18 protein-coding genes are annotated in these 25,783 nt (G+C 54.1%); 12 read left to right on the top strand and 6 right to left on the bottom strand.

Annotated features, from left to right (window positions below; genetic code table 11):
- The first annotated feature begins 1 nt into the window (after position 1).
- The 9 genes from SH302x_RS10295 (at position 2) to SH302x_RS10255 (ending at position 11,371) form a co-directional block, all read left to right on the top strand.
- Positions 2-628 (top strand): NUDIX hydrolase, encoded by a 627-nt coding sequence (locus SH302x_RS10295; RefSeq protein WP_479368628.1) that lies wholly within the window; start codon positions 2-4, stop codon positions 626-628.
- 200 nt (positions 629-828) lie between these two features.
- Positions 829-1,257 carry a type II secretion system protein GspG gene (locus tag SH302x_RS10290; protein ID WP_479368627.1) on the top strand — a complete coding sequence of 143 codons (429 nt, stop codon included), beginning with the start codon at positions 829-831 and terminating at the stop codon, positions 1,255-1,257.
- Between the two features lie 163 nt (positions 1,258-1,420).
- Entirely contained in the window at positions 1,421-2,056 is a 636-nt protein-coding gene (locus tag SH302x_RS10285; protein WP_479368626.1) for a pilus assembly FimT family protein, read from the top strand.
- Positions 2,053-2,532, top strand: coding sequence for a type IV pilus modification PilV family protein (locus SH302x_RS10280; protein ID WP_479368625.1), 480 nt, complete (start codon positions 2,053-2,055; stop codon positions 2,530-2,532). The genes SH302x_RS10285 and SH302x_RS10280 overlap by 4 nt, the downstream gene beginning before the upstream one ends.
- On the top strand, positions 2,533-3,621 hold the full coding sequence (locus SH302x_RS10275; protein ID WP_479368624.1) for a PulJ/GspJ family protein: 1,089 nt from the start codon (positions 2,533-2,535) through the stop codon (positions 3,619-3,621). It begins immediately after the preceding gene.
- Positions 3,622-3,648: 27 nt separating this feature from the next.
- Complete coding sequence (locus SH302x_RS10270; protein ID WP_479368623.1) at positions 3,649-6,027, top strand: type II secretion system minor pseudopilin; 2,379 nt, start codon at positions 3,649-3,651, stop codon at positions 6,025-6,027.
- Positions 6,028-6,134: 107 nt separating this feature from the next.
- Positions 6,135-7,835: a hypothetical protein gene (locus SH302x_RS10265; protein WP_479368622.1), complete on the top strand. Its 1,701-nt coding sequence runs from the start codon at positions 6,135-6,137 to the stop codon at positions 7,833-7,835.
- Positions 7,835-9,028, top strand: a complete 1,194-nt coding sequence (locus SH302x_RS10260) for a cadherin repeat domain-containing protein (RefSeq protein ID WP_479368621.1) — start codon at positions 7,835-7,837, stop codon at positions 9,026-9,028. Before SH302x_RS10265 ends, SH302x_RS10260 begins: the two co-directional genes overlap by 1 nt.
- 561 nt (positions 9,029-9,589) lie before the next feature.
- Complete coding sequence (locus SH302x_RS10255; protein WP_479368620.1) at positions 9,590-11,371, top strand: SulP family inorganic anion transporter; 1,782 nt, start codon at positions 9,590-9,592, stop codon at positions 11,369-11,371.
- Between the two features lie 51 nt (positions 11,372-11,422).
- On the opposite strand, the gene SH302x_RS10250 is transcribed toward SH302x_RS10255, so the two are convergent.
- From SH302x_RS10250 to SH302x_RS10235, 4 genes are all read right to left on the bottom strand, one after another.
- A complete protein-coding gene (locus SH302x_RS10250) occupies positions 11,423-12,787 on the bottom strand; it encodes an excinuclease ABC subunit UvrC (protein WP_479369260.1) in 1,365 nt (454 codons plus the stop codon).
- A gap of 90 nt (positions 12,788-12,877) precedes the next feature.
- Entirely contained in the window at positions 12,878-15,448 is a 2,571-nt protein-coding gene (locus SH302x_RS10245; RefSeq protein WP_479368619.1) for a hypothetical protein, read from the bottom strand.
- A 497-nt stretch (positions 15,449-15,945) separates the two neighbouring features.
- Entirely contained in the window at positions 15,946-17,895 is a 1,950-nt protein-coding gene (locus tag SH302x_RS10240) for a vWA domain-containing protein (protein ID WP_479368618.1), read from the bottom strand.
- Between the two features lie 213 nt (positions 17,896-18,108).
- Entirely contained in the window at positions 18,109-21,168 is a 3,060-nt protein-coding gene (locus tag SH302x_RS10235) for a VWA domain-containing protein (RefSeq protein ID WP_479368617.1), read from the bottom strand.
- Positions 21,169-21,322: 154 nt separating this feature from the next.
- Here SH302x_RS10235 and SH302x_RS10230 point away from each other — a divergent pair, with 154 nt between their 5' ends.
- Entirely contained in the window at positions 21,323-21,685 is a 363-nt protein-coding gene (locus SH302x_RS10230) for a DMT family protein (RefSeq protein WP_479368616.1), read from the top strand.
- Positions 21,686-21,774: 89 nt separating this feature from the next.
- Here SH302x_RS10230 and SH302x_RS10225 read toward each other — a convergent pair whose 3' ends face one another.
- The gene (locus SH302x_RS10225; RefSeq protein ID WP_479368615.1) at positions 21,775-22,161 is read right to left on the bottom strand and encodes a hypothetical protein; all 387 of its coding nucleotides are present in this window, start codon (positions 22,159-22,161) and stop codon (positions 21,775-21,777) included.
- 250 nt (positions 22,162-22,411) lie between these two features.
- Positions 22,412-23,746 carry a gluzincin family metallopeptidase gene (locus tag SH302x_RS10220; RefSeq protein ID WP_479368614.1) on the bottom strand — a complete coding sequence of 445 codons (1,335 nt, stop codon included), beginning with the start codon at positions 23,744-23,746 and terminating at the stop codon, positions 22,412-22,414.
- A gap of 299 nt (positions 23,747-24,045) precedes the next feature.
- Here SH302x_RS10220 and SH302x_RS10215 point away from each other — a divergent pair, with 299 nt between their 5' ends.
- Both SH302x_RS10215 and SH302x_RS10210 read left to right on the top strand, forming a co-directional pair.
- On the top strand, positions 24,046-24,702 hold the full coding sequence (locus tag SH302x_RS10215) for a hypothetical protein (RefSeq protein WP_479368613.1): 657 nt from the start codon (positions 24,046-24,048) through the stop codon (positions 24,700-24,702).
- 15 nt (positions 24,703-24,717) lie between these two features.
- Positions 24,718-25,722, top strand: a complete 1,005-nt coding sequence (locus tag SH302x_RS10210; RefSeq protein WP_479368612.1) for a hypothetical protein — start codon at positions 24,718-24,720, stop codon at positions 25,720-25,722.
- The last annotated feature ends 61 nt before the right edge of the window (positions 25,723-25,783 follow it).

Genomic DNA, 25,783 nt, shown 5'->3' with positions numbered 1-25,783 from the left:
GATGAGCGTGACGAGCAACGATTTTGATTTAGCGTCTTTGCGAGCGCGATGTCGGCATGCCATGCCAGGTTTCGCGTCGCATTCGCAGTTCGCACCCGAAATGGCCTATGGCAGGCATCGGGGTCCCGTTTCCAAGACCGCCCATGAAGCAGCCGTCATTGTTGCGCTTTGCCAGACGCCGACAGGATACTGCATCCCACTGACGGTACGCAGCGACAAGGTTGGCGACCATCGTGGCCAAGTGTCTTTGCCTGGCGGTCGCTTGGAAATTGGTGAAAGTGCTTGGCACGCTGGGATACGCGAATTTCAAGAAGAGTTGGGCTGTGATGGCCAAGCGCTCGAATTGCTTGCTCCATTGACTCCGATTTACGTTTTCGCGAGCAACCATCAGGTGCAACCATTTTTGACGGTCTATCACAAGCCAGCGGAATTTCGCCCCAATGAAGAAGAAGTATCGAGCTTGCTGTTGCTGCCAATCAGCGAGCTGGCTCGGGAAGATTCGCTGGTAGTCGGCACGATGCAGCGCGGGACTTGTCAGTATGATGCCCCTGGATTCAAGCTGGACGACTATTTTGTCTGGGGGGCAACGGCGTTGATCTTGGGCGAGCTAGCCGCATTGCTGGAATAGTGGGCGGAGGCAAATATTAACGCGTACCGTTTGATGCTGAGGCAAATTAAAGTAGAATGAAGGGAAGTGAAAGTCGCGGAAATTGCAAAATAATCGCGGAACACTTCGCAAAGTGGATGGTTGTTATAACCTCGTACCTCTTTGATCCCGCCTAAATAACTCCATCAAATAATCTTAAAGATCTTGAAAGGAAACAAGCTATGAGAACACGCTCGTCCCAATCCCGTCGAATTCGCAGAAGCCGGCGCGGTTTCACTTTGACCGAAATTATGTTGGTCTTGGTGATCATTTCGATTTTGGCTGGTCTGGTCATTGTTAACACCGCAGGCGTTCTGGGTGGTGCCAAAAAGCAGACTGCCGCGACGCAGGTTTCCTCGCTCTCCAGCATGGTCAACACGTATTTGTTGATGAATGGCAATCTTCCGACGGCTCTCAAGGATCTCTATGAGCAGCCTTCGAATTTGGCGGATCCTACTAAATGGGATCCCGTCAGCGACAAACCGATCGGTCCTGATCCTTGGGGCAACGAGTACGTTTACACGGTGAGTGGCTCGCAGTTCGAGATTCGCAGCAACGGTCCCGATGGCCAACCTAACACGCCAGACGATATTTCTAGCAAGCCGAAGTAAACATCGCTTTTTAGAATTTCCCGACAGAGAGCTGGCATGATGGTGTTCGAGCGGCATGATTTTGTGTCGCGACGAGCCAGCTCCTTTTGGATTGGAGATTTTCAGAAGGTCCCATTTGCAAAGTTCCCTAATTTTGCCTGCCCAGCATCCACAATGAAGTACGATGAGACGCGGATTCACACTGTTGGAGCTGATTTTAGTCCTGGCCATTTTGGTTATGGTCTCAGGGTTCGCTATCCCGACCTATCAGGCTTACATTCTATCTAACGAGATCACGGGCGGTGCTGGACGTTTGGAGTTAGAGGTCCGCAAGGCCCGGCTGCAGGCGATTCGCACCGGACAAATTCAGATGATGCAGGTCGCTTTAGGCGGTCGTGCCGTGACCTTGCAGCCGTGGCTATCCGCGGACGATTCAGCCAGCGCATCGGGCGGCGCAACGGTGATGACGGAGCTGGGGCAAGTCATTAGTACCGATGCGATGGGGGCGGTCGAAAGTGTCGGGTCTGTCAATGGTACCAGTTGGAGCATTGGCGAGAGTGTTGCGTTTGAAGCCGCTCAAGTGTTTACCGATCTTCGCAGCGCCGTGCAAACGGGGTCTGTCGATATGTCGTCGGCATCTGGGCTTTCAAGCCCCATTTTGTTTTATCCCGATGGATCAACCAGCACGGCCAGAATCGTGATTGCGAATCAGCGAGGGCGTCGGATTGCGGTCGAGATACGCGGCGTCACGGGTTCAACTCAAGTTCTGGAATTAGTGCCAGGAGCAGGGATTACTCCCGCTGCAGGAGCACCACAATGAACATGAAACAACGCAGACGCGATTCCAAACATCGAGGGATCAGTTTATTGGAAGTGGTGATCTCGATCGGCATCTTAGCTATGTCGGCAGCCCTATTGGCTCAGATCATTCAGAATGCGACCAATAATGCGATCGACTCGCGAGATGAACTGCAGGCGAATTTGATTTGCGAATCGAAACTCGCGGAGGTCGCTTTACAGTCGATTCCGATGCAGTCCAGCGATTGGGCGTTGGTGACCGATCAAAGCTTTTCCACGAAAGAATGGTACTTTCGTATCGATGCCATCCAGTCCAATCAACCGGATATTATGACGGTCACGGTCTTTGTTGGTGATGCTGTGTCTGCTCAGAATCAGGCCAAGCCGCTGGCAACGCTGACTCGTTGGTTTATCAATCCCATGTTGAATATGGATATTCCTGCGGCAGAGAGCGGGACGAGTTCCACTGGCAACTCAAGCACAGGGGGGGCTTTGTAGATGACGATTCGACGGAGAGCATCGCGTGTACGACAGGGGATGACGTTAGTCGAGATTTTGATTTCGCTGGCGCTGACCACCGTCATTGCTGGCTTGATTGGCGGTTTGATGCAATGGTATGTCGTGAATCGCACTCAAGCCGACACAACCTTTGAACAATTAAGGCTAGCTCGCACGATCCTGAGCATGATTGCTGACGATATTCGCGGCGTAGTACGAGATGAGCCTTTTGATGTTCAGCCCTTGGTGGCGTTGCTTCAAAGCACCGCTGGCGGTCAAGCGTTGTCCAGCCTAGGCGCCGCGGGGGGGGCGTCGATGGGTGCCAGCGGCTCTGCCAGCAGCATGGGCGACATGTCCTCGATGCTCAGTGGCTCTGGAATGTCGGGTGGTTCTGGAATGGCTGGCGGTTCTGGGATGACGGGTGGTGGCGCAATGGAATCTTCCGGGTCGGCTAGTTTGCCACCGGGGATCATCGGCAGCGCGACCAGCATTGAAGTTGACATTTCCCGTCCGCCGCGGGTGGACGAAAGCATTATGCAGCAACCGGATATCATGGCTGGTACGCTGAATGACTTACCGACGGACATCAAGACCGTAACCTATTATGTTCAAGGCCAGCAGATTGACGGAGTGACCGATTCGCTGTCATCGCTGTCGTCCGATGTATTGATCTCCAGTGCTGCCAATGCGACCACCAGTGGGTTGGTGCGGCGCATGATCGCGCGGAATGTGCTGCAAAAAGCATATGTGGACGGCGAGTCGGACCGGATCAATCGAACCGGGACCTTGATTGCGCGTGAAGTCGTTGGCCTGGATTTCCAGTTCTATGATGGGATGGAATGGCTGCAGACCTGGGATTCGTCCACGCAAGGGTTGCCCATTGTCGTGCGTGTGACGCTGGCGATGCAAAACCCCAACACGCCACCGGAGCAGCGTATGGTACCGCCGCTGAATATGAGCATGATGTCGCCGACCAGTTTGCAGGAGAGCGGTATTACGATTTACTCCACCTTGGTGATTGTACCGGGGGCAGCCCTGGCCGCCTCTCCCGCCACAGCAGACGATGGATCAGCACAACTTGGGCTATGAAGTGCCGAATGACGAAGTACTTGAAAGATGGAGAACAAAACGATGCACCGCAGTAAGAAACGAATCCAGCGCGGCTTGTCAAAAGCAAAGCTCGCGGGCTTTGTGCTGATCATGGTGCTGTTGGTGGTGGCGGCAGTGACGCTGGCAGCACTCGGCTTTTCAGAAGGCATGCTGGCTAGCCGCGAGGAAAGCATCCTGCTGGGCCGTGCGACCCAAGCACGCTTGACGGCCGAGTCTGGCATTGACCACGTGCGACTATTTTTGTCCCGGCCTCCGATCGACCAAAACAATGCCGGCGGTGTTTGGGATAATCCAGGGTACTTCCAAGCGATCAACGTTGTGCCGGACACGAATTTGAACAACGTTGCGAACTTTTCTATCCTTGCAGCGGCTTTGGACGTCAATGGCCAGTATGCGGGGATTCGCTACGGATTGCAGAACGAATCGGCCAAATTGAACTTGAATGCACTGGCAACGATTGACAGCGTTTACAGTATGGCCGGAAGTGTGTTAGGGGGGGGCGAGGACGTCAGCGGCATGGCGGCACTGGGACTGCCCAGCGAATTAAGTTCTGCTGCGTCAAACGTAGCTAGCAGTGGAGGTGGCAGTTTAGGACGCGGATTGCTTATGGGTTTGCCGAATATGACCGAGCAGATCGCAGACTGCATTCTGGACTGGATTGATTCTGACGATGAGGTGCGGGAATTTGGAGCTGAGAATGAATACTATCAGCAACTGCCTATTCCTTATGAAGCAGCCAACTCGAATTTGCGCAGCATCGAAGAGCTGCTTTTAGTACAAGGCGTTACACCGGAGTTGCTGTACGGTCTTGACCTGAATCGCAACGGCGTGCTGGATCCAGCCGAAGCGAGCCAAGCGGCGGCCAATGGCCAGGCCACCGCCATGCCAGGCATGGTGGGCGGCGGTGCCATTTCGCAATTAGGCTGGGCACCTTTTCTGACGTTGCACTCTCGCGAAAAGAATGTCGATTTGGCTGGCAACCCTCGTATCAATATCAACTCGCAGGACTTGGAGACCCTGCAAACGCAACTGCAGGAAGTGATCCCCAACGAAGACTGGGTTAGCTACATCCTGGCTTATCGGATCTACGGCAACGCAGCCAATCAGCAAGCAGCGGTTGGAGTTGTAGGGATTCCCGGAGGCGATACAGGAGACGGCGGCGGCGGCCAAGGTGGCGGTGGTCCCGGCGGCGGCGGCCAAGGCGGCGGTGGCGGCCAAGGCGGCCGTGGTGGCCAAGGCGGCGGCGGTGGCGGTCCAGGCGGTGGCGGTCCAGGCGGTGGCGGTCCAGGCGGTGGCGGTCCAGGCGGCGGGGGCTTTCCCGGTGGCGGCCCAGGCGGTGGCGGTGGATTTCCAGGTGGCGGTGGTGGCCGCTCTGCCTTGAATTTGAATGGAAGTTCGGCTGCGCCAGTTGGGCGGTTGGTCTGGATGCAACGACAAGGTGGTGGAGATTTTGGCGGCGGTCAAGGCGGCGGGGGCGGTGGCGGTCAAGGCGGCGGTGGTGGACGCGGCGGTCAAGGTGGCGGCGGTCAAGGTGGCGGCGATTTTGGCGGTGGTCGAGGCGGTCAAGGCGGCGGAGATTTTGGCGGTGGTCGGGGCGGTCAAGGTGGCGGTGACATGGGCGGCGGCGGACGCGGTGGACAAGGTGGTGGTCGCGGTGGTCGAGGTGGCGGTCAAGGCGGCGGTGGTTTTGGTGGCGGTGGAGGACAAGGCGGTGGAGGACAGGGCGTGGGTGCAGTCCAGCAGGTCGCTCAACCCCCACGTCCATGGTCGGCCAGTGCGGTGGAACTGGATTTGGCCAGTGGCGGTTCGAATCAAATCTCTCAAATTTTCGATTTGATCGGGTCGTCGATTGCAATTACCGAAGGCGACCAAACGACCACTTATACTTCACCTTTCAGCGATGATCCGTTATCGATGGGCCAATACATGCCGGCTCTGATGCAGTTTTTGACCGTGTCAGAATCGCCATCGTTGCCCGGTCGCATTAATTTAATGCAGGCACCGCGCGAGATTTTGTCGGGGCTCCCGGGAATGACAACCGAGATCGTGGACCAAATCATTCAAGCGAGATCGCAGCCCTCGGACAGCGAAAATCGCCAGTTCGAAACGTGGCCGGTGGTGGAAGGCATCATCACGTTGGACCAGATGCGGCAGTTGGCTCCGCTGCTCACCAATGCTGGCAGTGTTTTTTCGGCCCAGGTGGTCGGCTATTTCGAACAGGGAGCATCGTTTGCACGGTTGCAGATCGTGGTGGATGCCACCGATTCGCCTCCCAAGATCGTTTCGTACCGTCGCATGGATCACTTGGGGCGTGGATTTGATTTGCCAACCCTGGGGCAGCGTGCCCTGATGACGAATTTAGGCGTTCCAACCGGAGGCCTTTAAGGGATTCCGAGCGTCTGCGAGCGAAACTTGTTACGATTTCCGATGTTTTCCAACTAAACTAAACATTGGATCTGCCTTTCCTAGCCCTCCCCCGAATCTGATCTCTCATGCGTCATATTGCAATTGAAATAACCAAGTCGAGCGTTTGGCTGGCCATCGGTTCCCCCGCTGGTGGAAAAGTCCAGATGGAGCGGCTGATGTACAAACCGTTGACGGAACCGGGCCAAGCAGCTTCGGCATTGAGCGAATTGGTGAAGTCGGCTGGGGTTCGCGGCGGAAAATGTGTGGCGATCGTCCGTCGAGCTGACACGGAGGTTCGTGCCGCGAATCTTCCGACCAACGAATTGAATGAACTGCCGGAGATGGTCAAATTTTCCGCCAGCCGACTGTTTGCGGTTGCCGGAGAGACATGGCCAATCGACTTTCTGGTCTTGCCACGTACCGAATTGACGCCCGCCACCGAGGGCGTCGAGCAGACCAATGCGCTGGTGATGGCAATATCGCCAAACATCATCAATCAGCTTCGCAATTGCTGCAATGCAGCCGGTTTGGAACTGCAAAGCGTATTATTGGCACCGGTCGTGTTGGCCAACGCGGTCTTGCGATCTCCCAACATCAAAGTCCAGGCGGAAAACGCGTTCTTAATTGCAGATGGCTATGAAGCTGGAACGGAATTGACGATTTGTGAAGCGGGCAAGGTACACTTTCTGCGCAACGTTCGCACGCCCCTGAATCTAAGCCCTAGCGGCGTCAAACTTTTCGCGGGTGAAATCAAGCGAACTTCAATGGCGGCCGCCGACGGCGAGCTGCCCACGCACTTCGATAGCTTGGTGGCTATCGGTGTGAATCCAGAACACGCTGCTGCACTAGAAGAAATTGTTCAGCAACCGGTAACGGCCGTTTCCGTCAACGATTTGATCGACCTGAGCCGAATCAACCAAGCGGACGAAGATCAAGTCGCCAAAGGCGGTTGGGTTGCGCTGGCCATGGCGTTGGGGGAACCAGCGACCGCTCGCATTGAACGACCGATCGATTCTCGCGAAGTGGACTTCTTGAATCCTCGCAAAGAGATCATCAAGCAGCGTTCGCTGCCCAAGATGATTGCGATGGCCTCCGGCGTTGCCTTTGTGCTGCTAAGTGGAGTCCTGTGGTACTTTTGGTCCCATGGAACTTTGAACAGCCAGATAGCCGCGTTGAAGCTGGAGGTTGATAATAACGCTGCCAGTGTCAAACTTTCCAATGCCTTGGTTGTGAACCAGCGAGACATCGATTCCTTCCTCAGTACCGGCATCAATTGGCTAGACGAACTGGCTTACATATCCAACAAAGCGCTACCTGCCGAACAAGCTGTGGTGGGCCCCATCACGGTGACGACCGCTGCGAATACCGGCGATGGCAAAATGTTGTTCAACGCAAGCGTGGTCCAGCAGCGTTTAGGGCCTGATTTCGAACGGGCGCTACGCGGTCCCAATCATTCAGTGACGACAGCGGGATGGAGCATGACCAGTACGCAAGACGCAACGTATCGCTATTTCGGTACAACTACGATCATGATTCCAGGTGGTACCAAAACGCAGTGGGCTGGACCAATGGCCAGTTCCGACGCAAATATGACTAAGGAAACCGTCGCACCTGACACTGTCGGGGCAGACGCCGGTGAACCAAGCAGCGAGGAATCAGTGCCAGAAGAAGCCACTGAAGCTACTGAAGCTACTGAAGCTACTGAAGCTACTGAAGCTACTGAAGCCGCTGAGGACGCCTCGGCATCGGCGACCGATAGTCAGACCAATGAAGGGGAGGCGAAATAATGAATGATCGCGAAAAGAAACTGGCAATGGCCGTTGGCGGTCTGGTTGTCTTCGTAGTCTTGTATATGGGTTGGAGTCGTCTGAGCGAAGGTTTTATTGAAAAGCGCGTGACGATCGATTCGCTGCAGAAGACGATTATGACGAATCAAACCACGATGACCCAAGGGGCTCTGGCTCGCAAGCGCATCAATGAACTAGCGCTGCGATCGTTGCCTAGCAACGTCGAAAGTGCCAAGACTGCGTACTCGGAATGGTTGATCAAATTCTCGAGTGCCTCGAAGTTGGAGAATGCGAAACCTCTCTATATCAGCGACATCCTTTCGCAGACCAAGACGTTTAACATTTTGACCTACAAACTGGAAGGCGATGCACGCCTAGACGACTTAGTCCGCATGCTGCATGCTTTTTACGATCATCCCTATTTGCACAAAATCACTGGCTTTAGTTTGGCTCCCAAGCCCAAGGCTGCGTACGGCGTCATGACGTTGAAGTTAGACATTCAAGTCGCAGTGATGAAGGAAGCCAGCGAGAAACAAGCGCCGCCGAATCCAAAGGACTATAAGTTAATGGACCTGCCCGCAGACGCTTATTTGGCTGCCATTGCCCAGCGGAACATCTTCTATCCTGCGAATCTGCCACCCGCGTGGCCTCGTACTGCATCGACCAATGCCGTTCGTGGCAGTTCCTTGAGCTACGATCTATCGGCGAAGGATCCCGATCAGACGCAAAGCGTCAATTACGAGTTGGTCAGCAGTACTGCCCCAGGTGCCAAAATCAGCAATGGGAAATTGGTTTGGTCACCACGCGAATTGGGTAAGTACCAAGTGGTCGTAAGAGCAACCGATACAGGTCTTCCCGCAGCTTCCAGCACTCAAACCATTGCCATTAACGTTACCGATCCCCCCCCACCTCCTCCTCCGACGACTCCCAAGCCAAAATTCGATATCGCGACTCAAACGCGAGTCACCGGATTGGTAAGCGGCAGCAAAGGGCCCGAGGCATGGTTCACTTCACGGATCGAAGGTAAAGTTATCACGGTGCGAGTCGGCGATCAGTTTGATTTGGCTGGTATCACGGGCAAAGTGACCGAGATTGGCTCGACTTTTGTAGAGCTTGAAACCGACGGCCAGCGTTGGATTGTCGGCCAAGACGAATCGCTGGCGGACGCTTTCAAACGCCGCGATCGAGATTAAGGCAACTGCTCACAATAGATGTACCAACGGACATCTTTGTCCGTTGAAGTATCGACGGACTTGGAAGTTCGTCGTACGGTACTCCAATTTCGAGCGATTGCCTAAGTGACGCACAAAAGTCCATGCCGGTGACTTCACTGTTCGCATGCTGGGAGCTGATCCTAGCATGCTGTTAAGCTAGTGAAGTCGTCGTTTTGGATAAAAAAATCTGCTTGAGGCAATGCCTCCTGACTCCTCTTTGTAATCGCAATACAGTTGCGATGCCTCCCCTTGATTGCCAACGCAACGTGCCATCGTGTTTAGGACGGAAGCTTGCGTCCGGCATTGACCTTGCTAAGTAGCAACGCGCGAGGTAGCCTTCTGAAATCCAAGCCATGCCCGAAGGTTCTCAATACATGACATTTCAAGTACAGATCTCTAAGTCATCTGTCACTCCGCCCTAACGCAAGGCGCGTCGAGTCTATTTCGTGTTGTTGACTCTCCAACATTTGGCATCCCGTGACATGGTAGGTTGCGGTTGTTTGATTGCCATTGCAAACCACTAGGAAGTTTTGTCTATAAATGCTCGATCTATTTCGCTCACGGCCTCAGAATCTTAAAAACGAATTGCTGTCTGGGCTCACAGTCGCACTCGCATTGGTCCCCGAGGCGATCGCCTTCGCGTTTGTCGCAGGAGTGTCGCCGATCATCGGCCTGTACTCCGCATTCTTCATCGGGCTGATCTGCGCAATATGCGGTGGTCGTCCGGGCATGATTTCCGGAGCAACGGGTGCGATGGCTGTTGTCGTCGTTAGCTTGGTCGCGATTCATGGTATCGAGTACTTGTTTCCTACAGTCATCCTTTGCGGGCTGCTGCAGTTACTAGTTGGCTTTGCGCGATTAGGTGTCCTGATTCGTATGGTACCTCATTCGGTAATGCTGGGGTTCGTCAATGGCTTGGCAATTGTTATCTGTATGGCCCAGTTTGGCAGTTTCAAGACGGTGAGTTCCCTTGGAACACTTGAATTTATGCAAGGGCCTGCATTGTGGATCATGCTGGTTCTGGTTGCGTTGACGATGGCCATCATTTGGCTGCTTCCCAAGTGGACCAAGGCGGTACCTGCTTCGTTGGCCGCTATCCTTGTCGTCAGTGGTATCGGCATTGCATCGAACCGATTCTTGCCTACTGAAATGGCTGCCCAGAACCAAAGTCATGTCGTCATGACCGTCGGCGATATGTTGGCGACCAATGCGAAAGTTGCTGCTGCAAAAGGAGTGCTTGCCACAGACTCGACAACATCCATCAACCAAGTTGGTCAGCCTGGGCCTTCGCTAAAATCAGCGGATGTCACGCCAGGACAAGCCGAATCGATTGCTGCGGCGATGGATAATATTGATCCTAAAGCTACTAGCATCAGCGCTGGCTTGCCAACGCTGTTCTTTCAAACATTCAAACTGCCGCCTGTGACTCTGGCCACGCTGTGGATCATTTTCCCATTCGCAGTAGTGTTGGCGGCAGTCGGATTGATTGAGTCGCTGATGACTCTAACATTGATCGACGAGATTACCGAGACGCAAGGCAACAGCAACCGCGAGTGCCTCGGACAGGGGACGGCGAACATCATCTGTGGCTTGTTTGGTGGCATGGGAGGGTGTGCCATGATCGGGCAATCGTTGATCAATGTGGAATCGGGGGGGCGAGGTCGTACGTCTGGAATCTTTGCTGCTTGCTGCCTACTTACATTTGTGATGTTTTTCTCGCAGTGGATTGAAATGATCCCAATGCCAGCTCTCGTCGGCGTCATGTTTATGGTTGTGATCGGCACGTTCGAATGGGCGTCGTTGAAGCTCTACCGCAAAGTTCCGCTGACGGACTTTCTGGTAATGGTCATCGTCACGCTCTACACCGCCATTATGCATGACCTTGCTTCGGCCGTGATCATAGGAGTCATTGTTTCTTCTTTAGCGTTCGCCTTTAAGCATGCAAAGAACATCAACGCGGACATCAAGGTTACAGAGCATGGCACCAAAGTCTATCAGCTTCATGGGCCATTGTTTTTCGCATCCACTACCCAATTTAAAGAGTTGTTCGACGCACGGCAGGACCCAGATACCGTCGTGATTGACTTCTATTACACACGGGTTTATGACCACTCGGGAATGGAAGCGATCCATGTCGTTGCCAAGAAATACCAACAACTTGGAAAGACACTCCATTTGACGCATCTTAGCGAGGAGTGCAGGCAGATGATTTGCAAGGCCAAGGACCTTATCTCCGTCTCTTTCGCGGAAGAGCCACAATTCCATGTGACGACCGACCGGTTTTCGACCCTAGAAAAGGTGTCGGGAATCGATAACGCGTAAGCTATTTAATCCATGCCGCCTGACACTTTTCTCTAGCTCTCTGACACTTTTCTAGCTCTCATCCAACGTGCTTTTGCGACGTAAGATGTGGTGGTAGTGCTGAGCGAATCGGTGAGCTTCGTCGCGCACGTACTGCAGCAGTCTCAGGGCAAACGAATTGCGTCCTAAGCGGATAGATTCTGACTGACCGGGCAAAAAGATTTCTTCTTCGCGCTTGGCCAGCGAGCATAATGCGGGCGGTTCGATGCCCTGATCACGAAACGCAGCGATCGCGGAGTTCAATTGACCTTTCCCGCCGTCAATCATCAGCAGATCCGGAAACTCGCTTTGATCGTCACTTAACTTTCGAAAGCGCCGCGAGATCACTTCGTGGATACTTCGAAAATCGTCAACGCCCTGTACACCCCGAATCTTGTACCGACGATACCCTGGCTTGAAAGGCAAGCCATCCAAAAATTGCACGAGTGATGCGACAGTGTCGTTACCACCCAGATGAGCGATATCCACGCCTTCGATGATGCGAGGTTCCTTGTCCAGGTTCAACACTTTCTTCAGTCCACGCATGCCTCGTTTGGGGTCGATGTAAAATACTTCCGGTTGCACATGCGTGTCGATTTCACCGCGGCGATCAAGGTTTTCTAAGAGCTTGATTTCGTCGCGTAGTTTGGCCGCCTTCTCAAATTCCATCGCCTTGGAAGCGGCAGTCATTTCGTCGCGCATTTGTTTCAGCAATCGCACGCTGCCACCGTCAAGGAAGGTTTGCAATCGCTTGATGTCGCGGCGATACGCTTCTTTGTCGATACGCAAATTGCAAGGGGCAGTACATTGTTGAATACTAGCCAACAAGCATGGGCGAAACCATTGCCAACGCGGATCATCGGCTTCGATATCCAGCGAACAAGTGCGAAACTTAAATACGCGTTGTAGTACTTGCAGCGCGCCACGCAATTGGCCAGCACTGGTAAACGGGCCATACAGCTTGGCACCCGTTGCTTTGGGAGTGCGTGTGACTTCGACGCGTGGAAAATCTTCCTGCTGGGTAATCATCAGATAAGGATAGGTTTTATCGTCCTTGAGATCCTTATTGTGGCGAGGTTGAACATCCTTAATCAGCCGGCTCTCCGTCAGCAAAGCGTCGACTTCGCTCGCACACTCCAGAAAGTCGATATCTGCAATCTCGTGCAACCAGTCGGCCGTGCGAGCTTCGCGTGCGGCCGTGGTTTGAAAGTAGCTGCCGGCTCGATTGCGTAGGTTCTTTGCCTTGCCGACATAGATGACCACTCCAGCGGCATCCTTCATCAGATATACCCCCGGCGATTGCGGGAACGTTCTGACCTTCTCCGCGGCGCGGCGGAATCCAACGTTGCCGCTGTGCGTCAAATCAGCGATTACCTCGGGGACCGACGAAACGTCCAAAGCCGGTTCGGCGTTACGGTCATCCGTAGGATCGATTGATGAATCAGGGGCGTCGTTCACAATTTTCCATCCATGTATTTTCAATTCGGCTTAAGGGGTATCCCAGTTTAATGGTTTGGCCGAAGCGGCGCTCCATATGATTTTGCCCGCGTTATGATTTTTCCGCCACTGCGATAGGGCTTCGCTGGTAACACGATCGGGTTGATAGGCAAACTCTTTACCCGTGATTTTCGTCAGTTGATAAATGGCGACGGCACGCTCATCGAGATACGAACTTGATAGCGCATCGACAAAAGGCTTGGCACCATCGGTCTGAGCTAGCGATTTCGCGTCGGGCAACATCAACATCGTCAGAATTCTACTTCCGCGGGGTGGGTCATATTGGTTCAAGGTTTCGACCAATTGCATTGAATGCTGAGCGTCGATTCCCAGGGATTGTATAACCGATTCAAGGACCAAGGCTCGATGTGGACGAGAGGAGCTTTGGTTCATCAATGCATCCTTGCCAAAGATCGCATCGTAATGTCCCAACAGCGCTAGCGTCCGAGCGGCCAGGGCAGCGGTTTCCGTTCGACGCGCTCCCGTGGTCTCTTTCAGAATCGTCAGCAAGCCTTCTTGAGGAATCGCTTCTTCTGCGACGGCCTCTTCGACGTCGATCGGCTCGGAAGAGATAGTCTGAAGTTCAAGAGCTAAATCGTGGGCAGCTCCTGCGTCGATCGGACGCTCAATACTCGTTCGATACCACCAAGGGACTTCGGTTAACGTGTGCAATCGCTTGCGCTGGCTATCGACATAGGCGATCACCACACCAGGCTCGCATTCATCGGGCAGCGACCAACTAGCCGCACTTTTGGCTTGGACTTGGACCTTACCAGCCACGCAACCGATCGTCACTACGGGACTCATCAAAGCGGTCGTGGAAAGCTCAGCCCCTGATTCGGCTTGGGCAACCGTCGATTCAATCGACACACCGGTCTTGGGGAAGTAGCGTAGTTCGATACTCGCAATCGCTGTCGGCGAATCCATCGCGATCTTGTAATCTTGGTTACCGATGCGAACTACCACAGTCGTGCAGTCGGCCGTGGCATGCAGTATCGCACGGCCGATCCGCAAACGAACATAAGCCACCTTCGGCTCGCTGCCCTGCTGACCTTGCAAATCGGTTGCGGAAGCGACGACCCACTTCAAACCAGGTTGCACTCGCAATTCAGTCCGATAAGCATCCGGTACGATCAAGCGCTCGGTCGCAGGCAACATCTCCGCGATGTTCACCAGCCGAACACTTTCCAGTTCTGGTTTCTCGTTTGCGTAAGCCATTACCACCGCCGCAGCAGACTCTTTCGTTTCCGGCTGCCAAGCGATCGAGCTGAACTGACCCTCTTGCGATATAGGGTTCATCGATGGTATCGGCGGAGCCATGTCTTCTGCGACCACGGCTGACCCGTTAGGCAAAGGAGGCGCGACACTAGCGGCACCAACGCTCGCCATCGAAGGCGGCGCGCTATCGCTAACCGCTACACTGGAAGGCTGGAGGTCAGTAGCCAAAGAGGCATCTGTACCAGCCTCCGCCAGCGACGTTTCGGTCGCTGCATCACTTGTTGCTGCATCGACTGTCGCCAGCGATCCAATTCCCGGCGGAGCCGCCTCTGCAACTGCCATCTCGGTGCCTGGAACGGCCGCAGAACTGGTCGATAAATCTTGCGGTGAGCTGGGCGTCGCCGTCGCGACCGCCGCAGTTTCGTTGGTAGGCGTCGTACTGGCCGCGATTGGTGGAGGGGCAAAATCCTCAGCGACAATCGGTGGCTCTGCTATGCTAGCGACTGGTGCTGGCCCACTGCCATCGGCTGTAGCAATTCGAGGTTGCTGCGCGTTGCTGAACATGGAATAGACTTCGTCTAGAGGCCCGATAGTCTTCCAAGCGACCAGCCCTAAAGCTACCAGCAGCAATGCGACCAAGCCGATTTGCATCAAGACCCCTTCGGAACGATCTCGCAGATATTCAGGTACAGCATTGGTGCGATGGTCCGACAGATCGAGTCCATGGGTTTGGATCTCCGCCATTGCCGACCGCTGGCCGGGATCTGAAGCGGCGTCGTGCTCTGCCTGCGTACTTTCGGCCAAGAGATGAGCGTCGTCGACTCGCAAGTACTGCCCATTCTTCGTTTCGACCGCATGCGACGCAGGATTGGCAGCCAAACCCGATTGTGTGGCAAGCCCATTGGTCTTTCCAGGAGCTTGAATAGGCGGGCTTGGAATGCGGTTGGACGATGACGCTTGGTCAGCGATCAACGCCTTCAGCCGGTCACGCAGCGCATCGGAGACTTCGGCAGGGCTGCTAAGTACGCTGCTTAAAATGCGATGCACCGAAGCAGCCTCCACCAGTTGGATGTCACTTTCGAAGCAGTGGCGTTCGAACTGCGGCACCTCGTCAGCGGGCATTGTGTTATCCAAGTACTCGGCGACCACATTGGGATCTTGCTCTTTGCCCTTTGCATTATTGGATGGCGAACCCAAACTGCGGCTGGCCAAGCCCCCGTCGATGCGTTCCATCGTGTGCTGCGCAAGCTTGCTCTGGCGGATCTTCGCTTCCAGCTCTCGCGCATCGTTGGGGCTAAGAACTCGGTCTCGGTAGGCTAGGAGTGTTCGAAGTGTCAGGCGCATGTGGTGGAGTCCCTCAGACGTAAGAGCCAGCCGTGGTTGGGCAAAGTACAAAGTTCAAGTGAAAGGAAACCGAGCTACTGGAACATCTTGAACTCGCTCGTTACTTGAATAGTGGCCTCAGAGAACCTAATCCGTGCAACAAACGGAAAAGTTTTTGAAAAACAAACGCAGTGTTCTTCGACACAACCTTGGGCGTGGCAGCGTATCGTTCAACCGCGTTGGGCATCGTCCCACGTCTGGTTGTGCCCCGGGGTAATGACGCGGTCCGTTGGCCATGCGGTTAAACGCTGGAAGCCCGTGCCCAGAAGGAGGGCGAATCCAACGACGGTCGAACTAGAGTTTCGGAATCGGACGCGTTGGAGGTGGCGGTGCCAACATGCGCGCTTGATCGTCCTGCGGCGCAGGAATATTGTTATTGTTGTTGGGGTTGTTAGGGCGAGGCCGCGGCGGATTCAAATCGGTGTAGGACTCTTTCCACTCCCAACCGATGGGACGCTCTAATTCGAGATGCGCCGCGCAAGGTAAGCCCAAGGCGTGCCCTGGTGTTCGTTCACGATTCGCTCGAAAGTGGCCGTAATGTCGTCAGCTTCTTTTTGCAGGCGACTGTTGACCGAAATCTCTTTGCTTGGAACCAAAGTCCAAGTGTTGTTCTTGGCATCGGCGAAGTTCATGCCTCGTTTCGCTTTGCCAAGCATTTGGTTGTATGTTTCATTACGAATTCGTTCGGCATTGGCCGTGGCGAATGATAGATCGAAACTTGCCAACCAACGCCCTGAAAGTTCCGATTTACGCCCCGATTCGCCTTGGTTCAATATTTGACACAACATCGTCAAACCGGGATCGAGCCTGGCAGCCGCCTGCTGGGCAGTCGTAAGTTCGCTAACGAAGGCCGCTTCATCGCGTTTAACGAAGCGCAGCCGTGGTTGCTCCAGGACGCCGGTTCGCGCCAGTTGAGATGCTTGCACCAGAGCGGATCGCAACGGACTTTTGCGCAGCATCTGCTCGTACTCGGCGGCCGACAAATAATCAGGGCGATAGCGTTCCATGACGTTAGGATCAAAGAAACGTTGCAGATGCGCGGAAAACGCCTCTGTCGCACCACGCCCCACATCGCGATCATAATTGCGATTTGGATGGATCGTGAAGAAGATGCCACCGGTTTCGTAACACAGTCGCGACAGAGCGTAGGGCCCAAAGCCAGAGTCGATGATTGGTTCTTCAAAAAAGTTATCCTTGTAGCCGATCTGAACTCGCTCAGGCATGAAGGTCTCAGGCCCTTGGTCAATTTGAGCCCACTGCGGCGACTGATCATACTTTGGATCTGGGTCGACATACTTGATATACGTAAACGCTCGACCAAATGGTGCTGGAACACCCATGATATGCACGGGGATGGCATAGCGACGGCACAAAGCAATCGTCTGGTCCATGCCTTGCGTATCGTCGCCACGTTCGTCGGTAACCGCGATCAGCAGGACGTTCCGTTCTGGACCACTGCCACGATCGATCCGCAAACGCTTAAATTTGTCAGCCGCCATGTGGACCGCAGAAAACACCATCTCTACACCACTGTAGTCCACTTCGATGTTGTCGATAGCGTTGCGAATTTGGCTGAGGTCGGAAGTGGGTTTGTCAAGCAACAGGTTAACGGTATTCCCGAATGAAAAGACACTGGTCAACAACGGATCTTGAGCACCAATCCGCCCTTGCTGAATTCGCTGGTCGGTTACCAGTCCAATCTCTTCGTAAATTTTATCGAATCGGTCCCGGATTTCATCGCGGCGTTTGGTTAGCGAAACCGAAGCGTCGAACAGCCAAACGACTAACGTCGGACGTTCTTCAATCGACTTGATAATTTCGTATGTGATGCGATCAACAGCCCCATCCGTTCCAGACACACCATAGCCAGTCATCCCGCGTACGGCTTTGGTCGATTCCGTGAGTGCGACAGCTTGCTGGATATTCAGCGACAAATCGATGTTGGAAATTGGCGAAGGAGTCAAATCCGGCGTAACAATCTCGCTCACTTCGGCCAAGATGGGAGCAGCACTGAGTGCGACTTCGGATTGCCCTACGGAATTGGCCCCGATTTTGGTCGACGGATCTTCGCTGTAAACAATTTCGCTGATCACCTCGAACTCTTCGATGGTTTCTTCTGTCGGCACGGATCGAATCACCAGCTCCGGCTGTGCGATTTCGCGTATGATTGGAATCGCAGCAAACGCCAGAATCAAACCGACGTGGCTGAGCAGGCTGGCAAAAAAAGCGATGCTATCTCGGTCAAAAAAGACCGCGGGCTGCTCATCCGCAACGTCCAATTCGTCGTCTGCAGCTTCAGCGACGACCGCTTCCCAATCGGGATTGCCAGCCAGTTCGTCGTCAAGCCGCACTTCTAGCCGCTCGTCGTCTAGGCGTTGGTCGTCCAGTCGATTGTTTCGCTTAAGCATAACTCAAGGTTCTTTCGAACATGTGGAGAATAAAACCAAGCACTGCCAGTTAACGTCGATAGAGCGTACAGTACGTTCAATTGTCCCTGCAAAAACCTATTGAATCAAGGCTAGGGGCACAATATCAGCGTTTTCTTTCCATTTCCGCGATTTGGCTCCCCTAAAATCAGGTTTTGCTCCAAATAAAGGTCAGCCTCATTTTAAAACACGTTCTTAGCTGGACGAGTCGTTCTTGCCGGTTTTCTTGGCTCGCAACAAACGTTCGGTGTAGGAAAGCCCTTCCTCGGGATCTCCAGACAGCTTTGGTTGCGATTCTTTCTTGGCGGTCGATTTGCTGGACGTATCCGCCGCAGTCCCGAATTCGCCCGCTACAGTGTCAGCGGGCGCATCGGCGGCGCTCTCAAAAGTGCGATTGGCGGTCGCTGCCCCTGAATCGACTGCCATACTTGTGGCATCCTTGGCATCCGATTTTGTCGAACGCAGGCGTTCCAGCCGATTGGCGGCAGCGGCGTCGGCTGCCGCTTGCTTCTCTTGGCGACGACGCATCGCTTTGAGCGGGGCGGTCAAATCGATGGAAACGCGGCGCACAAAGCAATCAGCAAAAAAGAGCGTCGAACCCAACAGGACGGCCCAAGGCCAGATGTCTTGCAGTGATCTAGCGGCAGGCACGCCCGAGCGAAAACTGTTCAAGCTTACCAAGGTATCAAATTGAGCTTCTTCCAGCGGAGCCGTCATGGCACCTGACTTCCCGCCGACCGGTTGAAGCTGGCTGAGCTGCTGCAACAAACGCGTATTGGTCTGGCGAATTCGATACTCTGCGGAAAATGGCACCGAGACGCCGGTCGTCAACGGAGCTTGCCCAGCCCCCGGCACGATGCTTAACACATACGAGCCAGCTTGGTCGGCTGGGATGGAGCCCACGTATCGCCCGGCGCTCTGCTGGCTTAGCTTTATCGAGAAAGGTTTTAGATCTGGCCCGACGGCAGCCCCAGCCATCTCCAAAAAGTTTACATAGCGATCATCGGCATCGGTTGCATTGACAACAACCTCAATACGACCGTCGCGATACGTAGTAAAGATAGAGTAGTTGGCGTCTTCTTTGGTGGGCCGCATCATCCAGCGCACGAGCTGGCTATAGAATTGATCGAACTGCGGCCAACGAGTCCAATCGGCTGCCCATCTCCGACCCGTATCCGAAGTGTACACAGCCGTGCGACCAAGCCCATAAGTCCATGTGGCCAGAATTGTCGACACGTCATCTTCGCCCGGCTTGCTGGCTTGAATCGGCCGCTCAACCAGCGGACTGTCCTTCAACTGTGTCAGCACATAGCCCGATAGGTTTGGCAGTTCACGCGAGATCCCTGTCAGCGCTTCGTGCCCCGCGACCACTTGCACACCGATGCCTGCTGGATCTTCGAACAACTGGGACCGCGAAACGCGCCTCGCTTCACGCATAAAGATCTTTGGCAGCGCACGAGCGTTGGTGACCACATAATAGTTTCCACCAGTCGTCGTCGCAATCTTTTGCAAAGTTTGATGGCCTGCTGGTCCATGAGCCCCCACCGCCACCGTCGAAATCTTGATGCCTGCCGAAGCAAAGTTATTCAAGATCGCATTGGTCGGTGGGCTGGGATCACCATCGCTGATGATAATCATGTGTTTCATCGAAGCCGGAGTTGCGCTCAAGCCGTTAAAGGCCAACTGCATGCCCGGTTGAAAGTCGGGCATGTCACCTGGCGACATCATATTGAGCCTCGCCAACATTGCTTGTTTGTTTTCACCGACGGGCAGCATTCCAGTACGCCCCCCCCACAACCATTTATCGCCCAGCGCGTCGTACTGGACTACACCGCAGTAGTCCAACGGGCCAAGCGAATCGAGGGCCGCGCGCCCAATCAGCTTTTGCCAGTAGTTCCCCGAGGCAATCTCCGAGGCGTGCATGACCATGGCCAACGCTCCGACCGCTTCGACCTTGCGGTTTTTGATCTGAAAGTCGACAGGCATCGCTTCTTCCAGCTTGGAATTTGCCCAACCGCCCGCTCCAAACGCTTCGGTGCCACCCAACATCAACAGACCGATTCCAAATTGCTGGACGCTTTGCACCAGCATGTCAACTTGCGCATCGGAGAACGATTGCACATCCGAAGCGGCTTCGCCCGACGTCCGCGGCGTTCCAGCTAACACCACCGCATCGTAAGCTTGCAGTTCAATCAAATTGGTAAATAGATTCGAAGTGTCGCGAACGTCGACTTCGATATTGCTGCGGCGCAGGGCATCGATAAAACTGTCATAGTCGCCGAGCTTGGAAACATCTTCGATGACCAGTACCCGGCCTTTGCCTTGCACATAAGTGAACGCTGTCGCTGAATTGTTCTGCGAAATCGCATCGCTCGATCGATCATCCGGAATAAAGACCGCTTCGTAACTGTAGCCCGCTGGCTGGTCGATTACATGCGGCAGCGAAATGATGTTGATGTCGCGATCCAATTCGATTTCTTGGTCGGTCAAGACTTGTTGGCTACGGCCCACACTCTGTACGACGCGCAGGCGACCTTTGACGGTTTCATTGGTTTCGCTGTAACGTTCCAGCACGACACGAGCTTCCACGGGTTGGCCTTGCCGCACATTTCCAGGAATATCAATCTTTTCGACCAACACTTCCGCTTGGCTGTCCAACTGCACTGGAACAACGTCAATGCCGACACCGCTGTCGGCCAGCGATTTCGCTGTAGGAGCGGCATTGCCCAATGTCTCATTGCCGTCGGTCAGTACGACAATACGCCGAGCAGTATTCTCAGGAAAGCTCGCTTGAGCCAACTTCAGTGCCGCCTCCAAATTGGTGGCATCCGCGTCACCAAAAAAGCTTTCGGGGCGATCGATGTCTGGTAAGTTCTCGTCCAGCGGCGGAAACTCGATGGCCGCTTCACGTCCAAATATGATCAAGCCCGCTTGATCATTCCGCGTCGCGTTGCGATGGGTCTTTACACTCGCAATCGCGTAGTCAAGCATCAACTGCCGTTTCAGCGGTGGAATCGAATCGCTTTGATCCAACAAGTAGATGACCGTCGTTTTGTCGCTGGTCCAAACCCATTGTAAACCTGCAATTGCAAAAACGATCAAGGTGCAAACAGTCGATCGCAAAATGGTAGCCATCGCCGATCGCCAAGGCCCCAAGCCCGAAAGTGATCGGCGGCCAATCCAGACTATCAGCGGAATGACGAACAACAGCAGCAGATAAGCTGGATACTCAAAACTGATCTGAAGTTTATCCATTGATCTTTTCTAGGCCCAGGAAACAACCGCGAGCAAACGTTGGCTTCCCGTCGTCGCAGGAAGGAAGTCAGATTGCAAATCGAGTGAAGCCTCGATTATAGTGCGTTTTCCATTTCTCGGGCGATGCCGACCAACCACTTTCCACAGAATTCCTATGTTCAGCAATCCGTTTGTTGTGACCACTTTTCTACTCGTCCTGAGCAATTTCTTTATGACGATTGCTTGGTACGGACACCTGAAAAGTCTCCATCAGCAGACTTGGGTCATCGCAGCTTTGGTCAGTTGGGGCATTGCGCTGTTTGAGTATCTGCTACAAGTTCCAGCCAACCGTGTGGGACATACGGTAATGTCGCTGGGACAATTGAAGATCTTGCAAGAAGTCATCAGCTTGACGGTCTTTGTGCCTGTCGCGGTACTGCTATTGAAGGAAAAGTTCAGTTGGGACTACGTCTGGGCATGTCTGTGCATCTTGGGAGCCGTCTACTTTGTCTTTCGACGTCAACTGCATGGCGTTTAAAGATTCCACATTGCTTCACGAACTTCCAGACTTCGTGAATAAGTGTGTACGCAATTACGTCTAACGATCAAAGAGACTACTGCGTCATCCTAAAACAGAATCAGAAAAAGCGAAACCAAATAACCCAAGATGCTTGCGAACAAAGTTTGTCGATAATTTAACTTCAATCTTGCTAAATCGCCAATCTCCGCTCCTTGGCTTCCGCCGATCTGGAATACAAGAACCTTAGTCCCAATCAACTGCGATTTGTCATCGTAGGAAAGCGTTGACTGAAATACTACTTCATTGTCTCCGCATTTGTAACGGACGATGGGCCGGTAGCCAAAACCCTCCGACATATCGTCAATGCAATAGTCGACTATCTGACCTTCAAACTTGGGCGCAAGGCATGCTCGCCTGTAACACAAGAAAGCTTTCAAAGCTTGTAGTGTCATAGCGGTTGCCGCAATCGCAATAAAGAATCCGAGTAACCTCATTTCTACTGCCTAGCGCTTGCCATCATCTGGCACGGCGAGCTGATAAAGATGCCTTCATCTTTCTGTCCATTCATCTTTTTGCCCATTCACGTTTTCGCCCAACCTCCCCAACGAGCTCAATAGCGAATGCCCGTCTGTCAGCGGCCGTCGGCGCAAGATCCGACAACAACGATCGCTTATTAATCCAATAGCTCAAGCCTCGGCTACGACCGACCTTGTTTTGCTTCGTGATCGGAATTCCAATTCTGCGTTAGCGAATCAACGGCTCAGCAGGTCCAAATTGAATGGCCGCCGGAGAACTACCGATCCCTTGGTACTCTTGTGGCAAGGCTCGAGAGTAATCGGCCGTCGGACTGATGGGCTGAAAATTGTAACCCGGGTTGGATGGCTCCAGTCCGCCAGCGACACGAGCGGCCGGTGGCTGAACTGCTGCGACTGGCGCAGAACTCGTACCAACAGGCTCAAATCCATCGCTCATGGTCAGCGATCCACCTGATGCCGAAGCGACTGCGGGAGCGGTTGCTGCTGCAGGAACATTGGCTTGCAGCACACTTGGGGCTCGTCCCACGGCCAGTCTTCCTTGCGGCACTTTGCTTTGGTCTTTACTCGACGAAGCTGTTCTTGCAACTGGGCTTCCTGACGAATTGCTTACTGCTGTCCATCCGCCAGGGTTCGCGTTGGTGGCCACGTTGCTTTGCGAAGCTGGTGTCGTGGCCGATGCCAGGACAACACCGGATCCATTCATAGCAATCGCCGTGTACTGCTCCACAGGTCCTCCTCCATCGGCGACCCATTGGTTCCAAGCGGTCTGCAATCGACCTAACTTTTCATAGCCATAATGATCGTGCAGAGCACTGACCCAGTCCTCGGTTTGCACCCCTTGCTCCAAGAACTGAACGAACTTGCGCGGACCGCCTTGTCCAATCAGGAACATCGACAGGCTGTATCCTTGCGCGTACAACGGCAGTATGTCGGAAGGATACTCCTTTAGCGCAAACAAGGTGGCGAATGGGATGCCGCGACCGCTGGTCAAAAACTGAGTCAACATGCGATCGTTCTTTCCACGTTCCTCCATATGCTCAACGGTTGTCGACGCTCCTTCATCGGCCCAGCGCGGAACCGTTTTGTCCCATTGAGCGAAATGAGAAGCCAGTACAGTGTGTGTGATCTCATGGGGCAGGACGCTGTCAACAATGCGAGTGAAACTGCCTTGCACACGCATCTGCCAGCGGACGATCGCACGATTGGATAATGTGAAAGTAGTTTCTCCGCCTGCGCCCAGGTTATCGCCAGCGACCACGACGATAGGGCATTTGGACGACCAGTTCGGCAGCACGCGTCCCAGCCAATGCGAGGCTAATTCGGCACGATAGGACTCCGCCGCGGCGACGGTTTGATCGGCCATCGCTTGATTGGCCGCGAACACAATAAAGTTATCCGATTCGGCCCTGGCCCGAGCCGCACCAATCTGCCGTCCATTGGGCATGGAAGCTCCCGGCGGCAGTTGACCATAGAGCAACGGGGCAGTTGTTTGCAGACTCATCCACGCTGCTGCAATCAGCAGCAAAAGAGATCGAGCGTCCATGCAGATCTATTCGCTTTGGTTGTTGGCACGCTGCTTCTTCAGTGCAGCGAATCTCTGCGAGCGACATCCTTGCCCGCTGCGGAGCCGGAGTCTAGGCAACCGCCTCGGCGCTGAACCAGAGCAGCTCTACTCAAAGTTCGAAGTTTTGGAAAACTTTCTTTTGCCAGCATTTTCATATTGCAGGCAGACTTGGCCGGCCCCATACAACCGTCAGTTCGTCGTTGCGTGCCGGTAAGAATAGCAGTAATTCAACATTCGCAAGCTTTCGTCAATCCGCCGCGGCAGCTATCATCGATTCCATGACAACTTTGCACGAAAACACGAAGCAATTGATCGCAGCTCCCGACGGTCCGGAGTGGCGTTCGCTGCTGTACCAAGAGCTGAGCGGCGAGGAGGGCGTACAGATCACTTTGCCGCGTGTGGTCGACTGCTTGTTTCCCGCTTTGAACCATCCTGGGAAACTTGTCATTCAAGGCAGCGTCGGCGACTACGCCCTGGCTTATCATGACCAGACCGACGTCACGGTCTACGGCGATGCGGGCTATGCACTCGCCATGGGGATCGCTGGCGGAATTGTACATGTGAATGGCTCTGTCGGCCCGCTGGCTGGGTTGCAAGGGGCAAGCGGCGTAATCGTCGTCCACGGCAAAGTGGCAGACCGGGGCGGTGCGTCGCTGGGCGGAGCTGATCTCTGCGTTTCGGGAACTGTCGGCCATCAGGCTGGCTATGGAATGCGAGCCGGAGCGTTGGTTGTGCAAGGTACTTGTGGCGACGATTTAGGACTGAATGCCACTGGCGGTGTCATCTATTTGCTTGGCGAAGCGGGCTCGGTTGCCAAACATGTTTCGGAGCGACGCATGAAGGAGCCAGACCGATTGCGACTGAGCTTGATTCTTGCACAAGCGAATTTTGATGCCAAGGCGAAGGACTTTCGCGTCTTAAAGCCGGAGAGCTAATCTAAGCGTTAAACCATGTTAAACATCAGCAAGCTACCGCAACCTAACTGGTTCCCGGAAGACGAGCCTATCCGTACAAGTCGGCAGGGCATCGCGGGCAGTCCATTTTGGTACCGCGCGACCAACCGACAGCCTCAAATCGAAGCCTTACTCATCGAAGCTTTGCTGCAGCGTTCGTGCCGCGTCGTACAAAACGATCGCAGCCCCTATTGGTCGACGCTGCAGGAGGCGAGCGAGTCTTCGGAACTGGACCAATCCATCCCCCCGCCAGCAGTGGTAAGTCCCCGATCGCAGGCTGCCCTAAGTGCACTGAAGCCACCGAGCATACCTGTATACTCGTTTGCATCGGAAGTGATTTGTCGGGCAAGTTGCTTGGAACATTGCGCTGGAGTGGAATGGGTCCTCATTTCTGCGGATGTGGCATCGGCCAATGACCGATTGGCTTCATTGCGAGTGCATTGGCCGATGGATGTTGATCAAACAACGCGTTTGCAACAGCGCATTCAAATACTTCGAAACAGCGTGGGCTTATCGGTCCCCGTGGGAATCGCATTGCCGATCCAAGCATTGATCGCCAACATTGATATCGTATCAACGCTATCGATTGACTATGTGACTGCGATTGCTCCAACATCGCTGCTGGCTCCGACGCACCCGGCCTATGAAATGATGGCAGACTCTTTGACCGAATTGCTGGTTCGGTTACAGCGAGCCAAGAAGGCCGTGGGGCGCGAAGAATTAAAGATTGTGCTTCAAGCACCGTTGAGTGGCGGTTACGAAGCGGCCGCATATCTGGCGATGGGCTTGGATGCGATCGTGCTCAATGGCATCGACTGGCTTGGCAGTGTGGAGGCACAATCACAGCAGATGGGCGCTTTAGCGGCATCGTTTTTGGGCGGATCAGTGTCGCAACATCTGGGCGGTGTTGATGGTCGGCAGATCGAAGCGAAGGTGTCGCAGTTTTTTGATCAATATGAGGATACGAAAAGCTACGTCCAGGGAAGGCTGGAGGGCATTTAGTTGACAAGCTGCATCACAAACAAACACAAAACCCCCTCGTCACGATAGAAAAACGACGCTA

It is taken from the genome of Njordella calcicola, from assembly GCF_056494125.1.
Note: the sequence above shows the minus strand (reverse complement) of the source record. Positions and strands in the feature narration are given on the sequence as shown.